Source organism: Microtetraspora sp. NBRC 13810 (assembly GCF_030268685.1).
Classification (GTDB): Bacteria; Actinomycetota; Actinomycetes; order Streptosporangiales; family Streptosporangiaceae; genus BSRQ01.
Window position 1 is genome coordinate 29,255 of the sequence record NZ_BSRQ01000003.1, and the last position, 13,474, is coordinate 42,728.

The window sequence follows — 13,474 nt, forward strand, 5'->3', positions numbered from 1 at the left end:
CTCCGTCCCTCATCGGTGCCCAGGGGGCGCAGGGGCGAGTGGAATGTGAAGACCTTATCGTGCCGCGGGGACACGACCCGCGCTCATCGCGCCGCGCGGGCGGGTCATCCTCCGGCGTCCTGGCGCAGGAACTCGCGGATCCTGCCCCACCGCTCGGCGTAACCCGCCTCCGCGCCGTGTCTGGTGGGCTCGTAGTACCTGCGGTCGCCCAGCTCACGGGGGATGTACTCCTGGCGGACCAGGCCGTGCTCGAAGTCGTGCGGATAGCGGTAGCCCTGGCCGTGGCCGAGCTTCTTGGCCCCGGGGTAGTGCCCGTCGCGCAGGTGGCCGGGCACCTGGCCGAGCAGGCCGCGGCGCACGTCCTCCGCGGCGGCGCCGATCGCCTTGACCACCGCGTTCGACTTGGGGGCGAGGGCGCAGTGGATCACCGCCTGGGTGAGGTTGATCCTGCCCTCGGGCAGCCCGATGAACTCCACCGCCTGCGCCGCCGCCACGGCGACCTGCAGGCAGGTGGGGTCGGCCATGCCGACGTCCTCGGAGGCGAAGATGACGATGCGCCTGGCGATGAAACGCGGGTCCTCCCCTGCCTCCACCATGCGGGCCAGGTAGTGCACGGCGGCGTCGGCGTCGGAGCCGCGCATGCTCTTGATGAAGGCGCTGATCACGTCGTAGTGCTGGTCGCCCTGGCGGTCGTAGCGCACGGCCGCCTTGTCCACCGCGCGCTCGACGACCTCGGCGGTGATCTCGTCCTCCAGCAGGGCGGCGGCCTCGAGGTAGGTGAGCGAGCGGCGGGCGTCGCCGCCGGCCAGCCGTACGAGGTGGTCCAGCGCGTCGGGGGCGAGGGTGACGCGGCCGTCGAGGCCGCGCGGGTCGCGGACGGCGCGCTCCAGCACCGCCCGGACGTCGTCGTCGGTCAGGGACTCCAGGGTGAGGAGCAGCGACCTGGACAGCAGCGGGGAGTTGACCGAGAAGAACGGGTTTTCCGTGGTGGCGCCGATGAAGGTGACCCAGCGGTTCTCCACGGCGGGCAGCAGCGCGTCCTGCTGGGCCTTGTTGAAGCGGTGCACCTCGTCCACGAACAGCACGGTCTGCCTGCCGGTCATGCCCAGCTCGCGGCGCGCCTGGTCGATCGCGGCGCGCACCTCCTTGACGCCCGCCGAGACGGCGGAGACCTCCACGAAGCGGCGCTTGGTCACGCCGGCCACGACGTAGGCGAGGGTGGTCTTCCCGGTGCCGGGCGGTCCCCACAGGAAGAGCGACATGGGCGCCTCGCTCTCGACGAGCCTGCGCAGCGGGGTGCCGGAGCCGAGCAGGTGGCGCTGGCCGAGCACCTCCTGGAGGGAACGCGGGCGCATGCGCACGGCGAGCGGCTCCTGGCCCCGGTGGGCCTCCTCGGCCGCCGAATCGAACAAGCTCTCCACATCCCGACACTACCGCCTGCGCACCGCGGGGAACCCGCTCTCCGGCGGGACGGGGGCGTTCAGGCGCCCCAGACGGCGGTGGCGCCGGTGTGCCCGGCGCGCAGCACGTAGAAGCCCACGACCAGGGACAACACGACGATGAGCCCGGACAGCACGCCGGCGACGGCCCTGCCCAGCCGCGCGGCGGCGAAGACGAGCACCAGCACGGCCACGCCGAGGCCGAGCGAGCTGAGCAGCAGGGGGGTGGCGTACGACTCGTGCTCGGCGACCCGGTCGCCCAGGAGGCCCGACGGCGGCTGGCCGCCGAAGACGCGGTCCTTCATCGCCTCACCGCTCTGCCTGGCGGCGAGCACCGTCGCCGGGGCGATCACGGCCAGCGGGACGACCGCCCAGGTCATCCGGTCCCGCCAGCCGGGCACCAATGCGTACGCCAGGGACAGCAGGACGGCCAGCGGAGTCAGCACGACGGCGGCGTGGATGATCAGGGCGTGGGCCGGCAGGCCCAGGATTTCGTCGAACATGTACGGACTCCAGGGGTACTACGTAATGATTTCTTCCACCACAACGGATCCCACCACGCCGCGGTTCGAAGGCGACACCCTTCGCTTCCCGGATCCGCGGCCACTTCCGGCGCATAGCCCCCTTGCGCATCGGTGGTCGTGTTCCTGCACTTACGTCCTTCACACGCCAAGGCCGGTACGATTCGCCAAGTTGAGCCAAAGTAACGGTAAATCTGGAGGGCATACCCGTGACCGGCGAAGACCGTCAGAGCGAGCTGGCGCAACAGCACAAGGAGCGACAGGCGCAGCGGGCCGCCGAGGAGCGCCAGGAGGAGCGTCAGAAGGCCAGGGCCAAGCGCAGGATCACGCTCGGCGCGGGCGCCGCCGCCGTGGTCGTGCTGGGCGGCGTGGTCGCCGCGACGACGCTGACGGGCGGCAGCGCGGCGAGTACGGACGCCACCGCCACCCCGACCCCGAGCGCCACCCCCTCCGTCGCGCCGAGCAGGCCCATCGACGCCGCGGCGATCACCTGCGACTACCGCAAGGACACCACCGGCGCCCCGGCGAAGTTCGTCGGCATGCCGCCGAAGAAGCCCAGCCTGCGCTGGAAGACGATGACCCTGACCACCAACCAGGGCGACATCGTGATCAACCTGGCCACCCGGCAGGCGCCGTGCACCGTCAACTCCTTCGCCTTCCTGGCGAAGAAGAACTTCTACGACAACACCCGGTGCCACCGCCTGGCCACCCCTCAGAACTCCGGCCTGGCGCTGCTCCAGTGCGGCGACCCGCAGGCCAAGGCCGACGGCAAGAACCCCACGGACGGCCAGGGCAGCTCGGGCTACGTCTACAACGACGAGAACCTCGGCGGCATGCCGTACGCCAGGGGCACGGTCTTCCTGGCCCAGCCGCCGGACGCGACGAACGCCAACGGCAGCCAGTTCGCCATCTCCTTCGGCGACGAGAACATGCAGCTCGACGCGGCCTACACCCCGTTCGGCACCGTGACCAAGGGCCTGGAGATCCTGGACAAGGTCGCCGCGGGCGGCTTCCTGGTCAACCCGGAGGACATCACCGGCGACGGCGGCTCCACCGCGCCCAAGCTCCCCGTGATCATCAAAAACGTGCGCCTGTCCATGAAGTGACCCCGGCGGAGTGATTCACCTCACACCGAGGCCGCGCCTCCGTCCGCCGGGCGAGAGTGGGATCTGGATGTGATCCCGGACCGATGGAGCGCACTATGCCGGACAAACTGCCCTTCACGTTTCTGTTCGACCCTGAGTTCGCCGCCGATCCGCACGCGATGTACGGGCCGCTGCGCGAGCTCGGGCCGGTACACCCGATCGACTTCCCCCCGGGGACCAGCGCCTTCCTGATCCTGGACTACGAGCACGGCCGGGCCGCGCTGAACGATCCGCGCCTGTCCAAGGACATGCTCAGGAACGGCCCGGACTGGCTGCAGGAGGAGACCAGGATCAATCCGGTGATCTCCCACCACATGCTGGTCCAGGACCCGCCCGACCACACCCGCCAGCGCCGCCTGGTGGCCAGGGCGTTCACCCCGCGCAGGGTCGAGGAGTTACGTCCCCGGGTGGCGGAGATCACCGACGAGCTGATCGACGCGATGGTCGCCAGGGGCGAGGCGGATCTCATCGCCGACTTCGCCGTCCCGCTGCCGATCACGGTGATCTGCGAGCTGATCGGCATCCCCGTGGAGATCCGGCCGGCCTTCCGTGAGTGGTCGCAGCAGGTTCTGATGGTCGCGGTGGACGAGGAGCAGCGGGCCGTGCAGCTGCGGGCCGTCCAGGGGATCACGGACACCTTCACCGACCTGATCGCGAGCAGGCGGGCGGCGCCGCGGGAGGACCTGGTGAGCGCGCTGATCGGCGCGCGGGACGACGACGGCGTGCTGAGCGAGGAGGAGGTGCTCGGCACGCTGGTGCTGCTGATGATCGCCGGGCACGAGACCACGGTCAACCTGATCGGCAGCGGCATGGCGGCGCTGCTGCGCGAGCCCGCCCAGCTGCGGCTGCTGCGCGAGCGCCCGGAGCTGCTGCCGTCGGCGGTGGAGGAGCTGCTCCGCCTGGAGAGCCCGGTGGAGCGCAGCACCAACCGGATCGCGGTGCAGGACCTGGAGATCGCGGGCACGCCGATCCCGGCGGGCAGTTTCGTGCACGTCTCGCTGGCCGCCGCGAGCAGGGACCCGAAGGTCTTCCCCGAGCCGGACCGGCTCGACCTCGCCAGAGAGGGCAACCGGCACATCGCCTTCGGTCACGGCGTGCACTTCTGCCTCGGCGCGCCGCTCGCCCGGCTGGAGGGCCAGATCGCCTTCGGGGCGCTGCTGTCCCGGCTGCCGGGCATCGCCCTGGCCTGCCCGCCGGAGGACCTGCGGTGGTCGATGAGCGGCTCCGTCACGCGCGGGCTGGTCTCGCTGCCCGTGCGCTTCTGACCGGCACCCCGTCCAGAGCCCTGAGAGCCCCGTACGGCCACGCGGGCGGCCGTACGGGGCCGAGGGACGAGAAGGCTACGCCAGGCCGGGAGAGGCGGGTTTGGCGTCCACGCCGGCCTCTTTGCGCTGCTCGGGGGTGATGGGCGTGGGGGCGGCGGTCAGCGGGTCGAAGCCGGAGGCGGTCTTCGGGAACGTGATCACGTCGCGGATCGACTCGCCGCCCGCCAGCAGCATGCACAGGCGGTCCCAGCCGTAGGCGATGCCGCCGTGCGGCGGCGGGCCGTACTTGAACGCCTCCAGCAGGAAGCCGAACTTGCTCTCCGCCTCCTCCTTGGAGATGCCGAGCACGTCGAACACGCGCTGCTGCATCTCGGCGCGGTGGATTCGGATCGAGCCGCCGCCGATCTCCATGCCGTTGCAGACCATGTCGTAGGCGTAGGCGAGCGCCTCGCCCGGGTGGTCCTGGAAGTTGTCCGCCCATTCGGGCTTGGGGCCGGTGAAGGGGTGGTGCACGGCTGTCCAGCCGCCCTCGCCGTCCTCCTCGAACATCGGCGCGTCGACGACCCACAGGAACGACCACTGCGACTCGTCGATCAGGCCGCAGCGCCGGCCGATCTCCAGGCGGGCCGCGCCGAGCAGGTCGCGGGCGCCGGAGGGCGCGCCGGCGGCGAAGAAGATCGCGTCACCGGGGGCGGCGCCCGTCTTGGCGGCCAGCCCGGCGAGCTCGGTCTCCGAGAGGTTCTTGGCCACCGGGCCGCCGAGCGTGCCGTCCTCCTGGACCAGCACGTAGGCCAGGCCCTTGTGGCCGCGCGAGCGCGCCCACTCCTGCCAGCCGTCGAGCTCCTTGCGGGTCTGGGAGGCGCCGCCCGGCATGACGACCGCGCCCACGTAGGGGGCCTGGAAGACGCGGAACGGAGTGCCGGCGAAGAACTCCGTCATCTCCACCAGCTCGCACCCGAACCGCAGGTCCGGCTTGTCCGACCCATAGCGCGCCATCGCCTCCGCGTACGGCATGCGGGGCAGCGGGGTGGGCAGCTCGTAGCCGAGGATGTCCTTCCACAGCCGGCCGACCAGCGCCTCGCCGAGGGCGATCACGTCGTCCTGGTCCACGAACGACATCTCGATGTCGATCTGGGTGAACTCGGGCTGGCGGTCGGCGCGCAGGTCCTCGTCGCGGTAACACTTGGCGAGCTGGTAGTACCGCTCCATGCCGCCGACCATGAGGAGCTGCTTGAACAGCTGCGGCGACTGGGGCAGCGCGTACCAGTTGCCCGGCTGGAGGCGGACCGGGACCAGGAAGTCACGCGCGCCCTCGGGGGTGGACCGGGTGAGCGTGGGGGTCTCCAGGTAGACGAAGCGGTGCGCGTTCATCACCTCGTGGGCGAGGTAGGTGGCCTTGGACCGGATGCGCATCGCCTCGGCGACCTGCGAGCGGCGGATGTCGAGGTAGCGGTACTTCAGCCGCGCCTCCTCCGACACGCCGGTGGACCCCTCGATGGGGAACGGCAGCGGCGCGGACTCGCTGAGCACCTCCACCTCGGAGGCGACGACCTCGATGTCACCGGTGGGCAGCTCGGGGTTCTCGTTGCCCGCGGGGCGGACGCGCACCTCGCCCGTGACCTTCACGCAGTACTCCGAACGCAGGTCGTGCGCGTGGTCCTCCTCGCGGAAGACGACCTGGGCGGAGCCGGAGCCGTCGCGCAGGTCGATGAAGACCACGCCGCCGTGGTCCCGGCGCCGCGCGACCCAGCCGGCCAGGGTCACCTGGCGGCCGGCGTCGTCCCTGCGAAGTGATCCCGCTTCGTGCGTGCGGATCATGTGGTCAGTCTCTCCTTCAGTGTCGTGACGATCTCGGCGAGCGGTACGGCGATCTGCTCGCCGCTGGCCAGGTCCTTCACCTGCGCTGACCCCTCGGCCAGGTCGCGCTCGCCGAGGATCACGGCATAGCTCGCGCCCGACCGGTCGGCGCCCTTCAGGGCACCCTTGAGTCCCCTGCCGCCGAAGGCCATGTCGGCGGCGACGCCCGCCCTGCGCAGCTCGGTGAGGAGCAGGAAGAGCCTGCGGCGGGCGTCCTCGCCCAGCGGCACACCGTACACCTGCACGGGCCCCGGGGGCTCCTCCTCGCCGAACAGTCCCTCGGCCTCCATCGCGAGGACGGTCCGGTCGACGCCGATCGCCCAGCCGACGCCGGGCAGCGCCGGGCCGCCGATCATCTCGCTCAGGCCGTCGTACCGGCCGCCGCCGCCCACGGCGGACTGCGAGCCGAGCCCGCCGTGCACGAACTCGAAGGTGGTGCGCGTGTAGTAGTCCAGGCCGCGGACCAGCCTGGGGTCGTCGGTGTGGGACACGCCCGCGGCCGTCAGCAGCGCGCGGACCTCCTCGTGGTAGGCCTTGCACGCCCCGCACAGGTGGTCGGTCACCAGCGGCGCGCCGGCGAGCTGGGCCTGCACCTCGGGCCGCTTGTCGTCGAGCACCCGCAGCGGGTTGAGCTCGGCGCGCTGCCGGGTCGCGTCGTCGAGGTCGAGGCCGCGCAGGAAGCCCTGCAGCGCGGCCCGGTAGGCGGGGCGGCACTCCTTGCAGCCCAGCGTGTTGAGCAGCAGGCGCACGCCGGTGAGCCCGAGCGCGGCGTAGCCGTCCACCGCGAGCAGGATCACCTCGGCGTCGAGCGCGGGATCCTCGGCGCCCAGCGCCTCCACGCCGACCTGGGAGAAGTGCCGGTAACGGCCCTTCTGGGCCCTCTCGTAGCGGAAGTTGTTCCCGGAGTACCACAGCTTCACGGGGAGCCGGCCGTTGTGCAGCCCGTGCTGGAGCACGGCGCGCACGACCGGCGCGGTGCCCTCGGGACGGAGCGTGATCGAGCGCCCGCCCTTGTCCTCGAAGGTGTACATCTCCTTGGAGACGATGTCGGTGGACTCGCCCACGCCGCGGGCGAACAGCGCGGTGTCCTCGAAGGTCGGCGTCTCGATGTAGCCGTAGCCCGCCAGCCGGGCGGGGGCGGACATCGCCTCGCGCACCGCCAGCGCGCGCTCGGATCGTGGCGGAAGCCAGTCGAAGGTGCCCTTGGGCGCCTGAAAAGTCATGATTTTCTAGATTCCCCTCGCGGGACCGGCGTGCGGGGCCGCCTCCGCAAGATACGGATTGGTGGCGCGCTCGCGGCCGATCGTGGTCTGTGGCCCGTGCCCGGGGAGCACCACCGTCTCATCCGGCAGCCGCTTCATCGTGGAGGCGAGACTGCGCAGGATCGTCGGGTAGTCGCCGCCGGGCAGGTCGCTGCGGCCGATGGAGCCGGCGAACAGCAGGTCGCCCGAGAAGAGGACCTGCGCCTCGGGAAGCCCGAAGGTCACCGACCCCCTGGTATGGCCCGGGGTGTGGTCGACCCGCAACGACATGCCCGCCAGTTCCAGATCGGCCCCGTCGGCGAGCTCGCGCACGTCGTCCGGCTCGGACAGGGTGATCCCGCCGAAGAGCTGCGCCGACGTGGGCGACCAGCCCTTGGCGGGGTCGCTCAGCAGGTGGCGGTCGTCGGGGTGGATCCAGGCCGGGACGTCCCGCGCTCCGCAGACCGGCGCCACGGACCAGACGTGGTCGAGGTGGCCGTGCGTGAGCACCACCGCGACCGGCTTGAGGCGATGCTCGCGCAGCAGCTCGTCGACGCCTTCGACCGCGTCCTGGCCGGGATCGACGATGACGCACTCCTCGCCCGCGGCGGGAGCGACGACGTAGCAGTTGGTCTGGAAGGACCCTGCGGGAAAGCCGGCGATCAGCATCTGCCTCAGTCGATCTCGTCAAGAATGCGGATGGGAATGTAACCGAAGGGTACCGGTGCGGGTCGGCGGGCTGCGAACCCCGACCCGGAGGCCGATACGATTCGCCCACCTCAGTTAGTTCATACGCGGACCGTCGGAGGGGTGGACGCAGTGTCAACCGGCAAGGATCGCCAGAAGCAACTCGCGCGGGAGCACTACGAGCGGCAACTGAAGCGCCGCGCGGAGCGCCAGGCCAAGGCCAAGCGCACCGCCGTCATCGGTTCGACGGTGGGCGTCCTGGTCGTGGTCGGCGGCGTGGTGGCGGCGGTCACCCTGCTCAGCGGCAACGGCTCCGAGAGCAGTGCCTCCGACAGCGCGCAGGTCAGCCCGCCTCCCTCCGCCGAGGCCGCCGTCTCGGCCCCGGCCGACCCCACCAAGGTGTCCTGCACCTACACCAAGGCCGCCGGCGGCGGCGGATCCAAGGATGTGGGCCTGCCACCGTCGAAGCCGAACCTGAAGGCCGAGCGGATGACGCTCGACACCAGCCAGGGGACCATCGTCGTCGATCTGGAGCCGGCGAAGGCGCCTTGCACGGTCAACTCCTTCGATTTCCTGGCAAAAAAGAATTTCTTCGACGGGACCAAATGTCACCGTTTGGTCACACCTGAGCAAGGTGGTCTCGCGATCCTCCAGTGCGGCGACCCGCTGGCGAAGGCCGACGGGAAGACGGCCACCGACGGGCAGGGCGGCCCGGGTTACAGCTTCGCCGACGAGAATCTCGCGGGCGCGCAATACGGCCGCGGCGTCGTGGCGATGGCCAACAGCGGTCCGAACACCAACGGCAGCCAGTTCTTCCTGATCTTCGGCGACGAGACGAAGCAGCTGCCCCCGCAATACACCCCGTTCGGTACCGTCTCCAAGGGAATGGACGTCCTGGACAAGGTCGCCAAGGGCGGCTATCTCCAGGACAACACCGCCCCCAAGGTGCGAGTCGAAATCAAAGACGTGACAATCTCTGCCAAGAGCTGACGTAATAGCCACATACAGAAGCGCGACGCAGAACGAGGACTATCAAGTGCGGGAGGACACGGTGAGCACCGACCCGTGGGGCCGGGTAGACGACGACGGCACCGTCTACGTGCGTACGGCTGAGGGCGAGCGGGCCGTCGGGTCCTGGCAGGCCGGTGAACCCGAAGAGGCCTTGGCCTACTTCCATCGCAAATACGATGAACTGGCCACCCAGGTGGAGCTGCTGGAGCAGCGCCTCCGCGGGACCGACCTGCCCCCCGCCCAGGCCGAGGCCAGCATCGTCAAGCTGCGCGAAGCGGTGACCGACGCCAACGCCGTCGGCGACCTCGACGCCCTGAACGCCCGGCTCGGCTCCCTGACCGACGTCGTGGCCAAGCGCCGCGAGGAGGTCAAGGCCGCCCGCGAGCAGGCGCGCGCCGAGGCCAGGTCGGTCAAGGAGCGCATCGTCGCCGAGGCCGAGCGGATCGCCGAGGACACCACCCACTGGAAGTCCGGCGGCGAGCGGCTGCGCCAGCTGGTGGAGGAGTGGAAGACCGCCGAGCGCATCGACCGGGTCACCGAGGCGTCCCTGTGGAAGCGCCTGTCGGCCGCCCGTACGGCCTTCGCCAAGCGCCGCAAGGCGTACTTCGCGGGGCTGGACGAGCAGCGCGAGGGCGTGCGCTCGGAAAAGGAGCGCATCGTCGTCGAGGCCGAGGCGCTGGCCGAGTCCACCGACTGGGGCGCCACCGCGTCCGCCTACCGCGAGCTGATGCGCCAGTGGAAGGCGGCCGGGCGGGCCTCCCGCGAGGCCGAGGACGAGCTGTGGGCCCGGTTCAAGGGCGCCCAGGACCAGTTCTTCCAGGCCCGATCCGCCGTCTTCGCCGAGCGTGACGCCTCCCTGCGGGACAACGCCGAGGCCAAGGAGGTCATCCTCGCCGACGCGGAGAAGATCCTCCCGGTCACCGACGCCAGGACGGCCAGGGCCGCGCTGCGGCACATCCTGGAGCGCTGGGAGGCGGTCGGCCCGGTGCCCCGCGAGCAGCGCGACCGGCTGGAGGGCGGCCTGCGCCGGGTGGACGAGGCCGTGCGCAGGGCCGAGGAGAACGAGTGGAAGCGCTCCAACCCCGAGGCACGCGCCCGCGCCCAGGACACCGTCAACCAGCTCCGCCGGTCCATCGAGCAGCTGGAGACCCGGCTGGCCAAGGCCCGCACCGCGGGCAAGGAGAAGGACATCCGGGAGAGCGAGGACGCGCTGACCGCCCGCCGCTCCTGGCTGGAAGAGGCCGAGCGCACGCTCGCGGAGTTCTCCTGACTCGTCCTGCGACACGCTGAGACAGCCCTGGCGCGCCGCACCGGCCGCCAGGGCTAGCTGTTGACGCGGTAGACGTCGTAGACGCCCTGGACGTTACGCACGGCCTTCAGGACGTGTCCCAGGTGTTTCGGGTCGCCCATCTCGAAGGTGAACTTGCTGACCGCGACCCGGTCGCGGGAGGTCGCCACCGACGCGGACAGGATGTTCACGTGGTGGTCGGACAGGCTGCGGGTCACGTCGGACAGCAGCCGCGGCCGGTCCAGCGCCTCCACCTGGATCGCCACCAGGAACACCGAGTCGTCGCCCGGCGACCAGCTCACCTCGACCAGGCGGTCCGGCTCCGACTTCAGCTGCTCGACGTTGGGGCAGGTGGTCTGGTGCACCGACACCCCGTGGCCGCGGGTGACGAACCCGACGATGTCGTCGCCCGGCACCGGGGTGCAGCAGCGCGACAGCCGTACCCACACGTCCGGGTCCCCGGCGACGATGACGCCCGCGTTGGCGCCGGAGCGGGGACGGCCGCGCAGCCGGGTGGGGACCGACGCCTCGGCGATGTCCTCCTCGGCGCCCTCCACCCCGCCGAGGGACTGCACCAGCTTCTGCACGACCGACTGCGCGGCGACGTGGCTCTCCCCGACCGCCGCGTAGAGCGCGGAGACGTCGGGGTAGCGCAGGTCGCGGGCGAGGGCGAGCAGGGCCTCGCCGGACATCAGGCGCTGCAGCGGCAGCCCCTGCTTGCGCATGGCCCGGCCGATGGCCTCCTTGCCCGCCTCGATCGCGGTCTCCCGCCGCTCCTTGGAGAACCACTGGCGGATCTTGTTGCGGGCCCGGCCGCTCTTGACGAACTTCAGCCAGTCGCGGGAGGGCCCCGCGTCCGGCGACTTGGAGGTGAAGATCTCCACGGTGTCGCCGTTGCCCAGGCGCGACTCCAGCGGGACCAGCCGGCCGTTGACCCGGGCCCCGATACATCGGTGGCCGACCTCGGTGTGCACCGCGTAGGCGAAGTCGACCGGGGTCGCGCCCTCGGGCAGCGCGATGACCTGCCCGCGCGGGGTGAACACGTAGACCTCGGAGACGGACAGGTCGAACCGCAGCGACTCCAGGAACTCCCCCGGGTCGGAGGTCTCCTTCTGCCAGTCGAGGAGCTGGCGCAGCCAGGCCATGTCGCCGGCGGACTTCACCTTGCCCGCCGCCGCGCCCGCCGTGTTGACCTCCTCCTTGTACTTCCAGTGGGCGGCCACGCCGTACTCGGCCCTGTGGTGCATCGCGTGCGTGCGGATCTGCAGCTCGACCGGCTTGCCCTCGGGGCCGATGACCGTCGTGTGCAGCGACTGGTACATGTTGAACTTGGGCATCGCGATGTAGTCCTTGAACCGGCCGGGGACCGGGTTCCACCTGGCGTGGATCGTTCCGAGCGCGGCATAGCAGTCGCGGACCGTGTCGACGAGGACCCGGATGCCCACCAGGTCGTAGATGTCGTCGAAGGCGACGTCGCGGGCGATCATCTTCTGGTAGATCGAGTAGTAGTGCTTGGGCCTGCCCTTGACGGTGGCGCGGATCTTGGCCTCGCGCAGGTCGGCCGAGACCTTCTCGATCACCTCCTGCAGGAAGAGGTCTCGCCGGGGGGCGCGCTCGGACACCATCCGGGCGATCTCGTCGTAGCGCTTGGGATAGATCAGCGCGAAGGCGAGGTCCTCCAGCTCCCACTTGATCGTGTTCATGCCCAGGCGGTGGGCCAGCGGAGCGAAGATCTCCAGCGTCTCCCGGGACTTCTGCTCCCGCTTGTGCGGCGGCAGATAACGCATGGTCCGCATGTTGTGCAGCCGGTCGGCCAGCTTGATGACCAGGACCCGGATGTCACGGGACATGGCGACGACCATCTTGCGCACGGTCTCGGCCTGCGCCGCGTCGCCGAACTTCACCTTGTCCAGCTTGGTCACGCCGTCGACGAGCAGCCCGATGTTCTCGCCGAAGTCGGCGCGCAGCTCGTCGAGGCTGTAGGCGGTGTCCTCGACGGTGTCGTGCAGCAGCGCGGCGCACAGCGTCTCGTCGTCGGTGCCCAGCTCGGCCAGGATGGTCGCCACGGCCAGCGGATGGGTGATGTACGGGTCGCCGCTCTTGCGCTTCTGGTCGCGGTGGTGGAACGCGGCCACGTCGTAGGCGCGCTCGATGAGCCGCAGGTCGGCCTTGGGGTGTGTCGCCCGGACCGTCCGGAAGAGCGGCTCTAGAACGGGATTCATGGCTCCACCACCAAACCGCGAGAGCCTTCGCCTTGGCGCGGCTGCCGGCTTGCCATCGGCTCCGGACGCGGCCGATCCCGGATCGGCCGCAGGGGCGACCTGTTGGGGAGCATCGCCTTCGGCGCTTACCTCGGGCACGACCACTTCACGGGGCACGCAGACTCCTCACGTTCGAGTCCAGATCCCTCAGTGTATCCGTGCCACCTGCCGGAAGACGCCTTCCCCCGTGGATCAGACGATCACGAGTGAGCGCAGCTCCACGTCGGCGAGCCTTTCCCGGCCGTGCAGGAAGCCGAGTTCCATGAGCATCGCCACGCCGGTGACCTCGGCTCCGGCCCTGCGGACGAGCTCCACCGTCGCCTGCGCCGTGCCGCCGGTGGCGAGCACGTCGTCGACGATGAGAACCCGGTCACCGGGGGCGAAGGCGTCTCTGTGCACCTCGATGACGGCGGAGCCGTACTCGAGCTCGTAGGACGCCTCCAGGGTCTCGGCGGGCAGCTTGCCCTTCTTGCGCACCGGCACGAAGCCGGCCCCGGCCCGGAGGGCCACCGGCGCGGCCAGGATGAAGCCGCGCGCCTCGATGCCCACGACCTTGTCCACCCCCTCGCACATGCCGGCGAGCTCCTCCACGACGGCCGCGAAGGCCGTGTGGTCGGCGAGCAGCGGGGTGATGTCCTTGAACAACACGCCGGGCTTGGGGTAGTCGGGGATGTCGCGGATCCGTTCCCGGATCAGCGCGCTCAGGTCGCTCATGGTCCGCCCATCGGTGCCTCGGGGGTGGCTGGACATGGGGGCGCC

Annotated in this window: 11 protein-coding genes; 4 read left to right on the plus strand and 7 right to left on the minus strand. The window is 70.7% G+C overall.

The window, feature by feature from the left end:
• Nucleotides 1–104 precede the first annotated feature (104 nt).
• Both QSK26_RS07320 and QSK26_RS07325 read right to left on the minus strand, forming a co-directional pair.
• Complete coding sequence (locus QSK26_RS07320; protein ID WP_285774223.1) at nucleotides 105–1,421, minus strand: replication-associated recombination protein A; 1,317 nt, start codon at nucleotides 1,419–1,421, stop codon at nucleotides 105–107.
• Nucleotides 1,422–1,480: 59 nt separating this feature from the next.
• The gene (locus QSK26_RS07325; RefSeq protein WP_285774224.1) at nucleotides 1,481–1,942 is read right to left on the minus strand and encodes a DUF2231 domain-containing protein; all 462 of its coding nucleotides are present in this window, start codon (nucleotides 1,940–1,942) and stop codon (nucleotides 1,481–1,483) included.
• Between the two features lie 227 nt (nucleotides 1,943–2,169).
• Here QSK26_RS07325 and QSK26_RS07330 point away from each other — a divergent pair, with 227 nt between their 5' ends.
• Entirely contained in the window at nucleotides 2,170–3,066 is an 897-nt protein-coding gene (locus tag QSK26_RS07330) for a peptidylprolyl isomerase (RefSeq protein ID WP_285774225.1), read from the plus strand.
• A 95-nt stretch (nucleotides 3,067–3,161) separates the two neighbouring features.
• Nucleotides 3,162–4,370, plus strand: coding sequence for a cytochrome P450 family protein (locus QSK26_RS07335; protein WP_285774226.1), 1,209 nt, complete (start codon nucleotides 3,162–3,164; stop codon nucleotides 4,368–4,370).
• A 75-nt stretch (nucleotides 4,371–4,445) separates the two neighbouring features.
• On the opposite strand, the gene aspS is transcribed toward QSK26_RS07335, so the two are convergent.
• Genes aspS through QSK26_RS07350 form a run of 3 tightly spaced genes read right to left on the minus strand, consistent with a single transcriptional unit; the run spans nucleotide 4,446 to nucleotide 8,137 of the window.
• Nucleotides 4,446–6,188 (minus strand): aspartate--tRNA ligase, encoded by a 1,743-nt coding sequence (gene aspS, locus QSK26_RS07340; protein ID WP_285774227.1) that lies wholly within the window; start codon nucleotides 6,186–6,188, stop codon nucleotides 4,446–4,448.
• Entirely contained in the window at nucleotides 6,185–7,450 is a 1,266-nt protein-coding gene (gene hisS / locus QSK26_RS07345; RefSeq protein ID WP_285774228.1) for a histidine--tRNA ligase, read from the minus strand. The genes aspS and hisS overlap by 4 nt, the downstream gene beginning before the upstream one ends.
• A gap of 6 nt (nucleotides 7,451–7,456) precedes the next feature.
• Nucleotides 7,457–8,137 (minus strand): MBL fold metallo-hydrolase, encoded by a 681-nt coding sequence (locus tag QSK26_RS07350; RefSeq protein ID WP_285774229.1) that lies wholly within the window; start codon nucleotides 8,135–8,137, stop codon nucleotides 7,457–7,459.
• A 150-nt stretch (nucleotides 8,138–8,287) separates the two neighbouring features.
• On the opposite strand from QSK26_RS07350, the gene QSK26_RS07355 reads away from it, so the two are divergent.
• Entirely contained in the window at nucleotides 8,288–9,145 is an 858-nt protein-coding gene (locus QSK26_RS07355; RefSeq protein WP_285774230.1) for a peptidylprolyl isomerase, read from the plus strand.
• A gap of 46 nt (nucleotides 9,146–9,191) precedes the next feature.
• Nucleotides 9,192–10,436: a DUF349 domain-containing protein gene (locus tag QSK26_RS07360; protein WP_502888683.1), complete on the plus strand. Its 1,245-nt coding sequence runs from the start codon at nucleotides 9,192–9,194 to the stop codon at nucleotides 10,434–10,436.
• 53 nt (nucleotides 10,437–10,489) lie between these two features.
• Here QSK26_RS07360 and QSK26_RS07365 read toward each other — a convergent pair whose 3' ends face one another.
• Both QSK26_RS07365 and QSK26_RS07370 read right to left on the minus strand, forming a co-directional pair.
• Complete coding sequence (locus QSK26_RS07365; RefSeq protein ID WP_285774231.1) at nucleotides 10,490–12,676, minus strand: RelA/SpoT family protein; 2,187 nt, start codon at nucleotides 12,674–12,676, stop codon at nucleotides 10,490–10,492.
• 231 nt (nucleotides 12,677–12,907) lie between these two features.
• Nucleotides 12,908–13,429, minus strand: a complete 522-nt coding sequence (locus QSK26_RS07370) for an adenine phosphoribosyltransferase (protein ID WP_285774232.1) — start codon at nucleotides 13,427–13,429, stop codon at nucleotides 12,908–12,910.
• Nucleotides 13,430–13,474 lie beyond the last annotated feature (45 nt).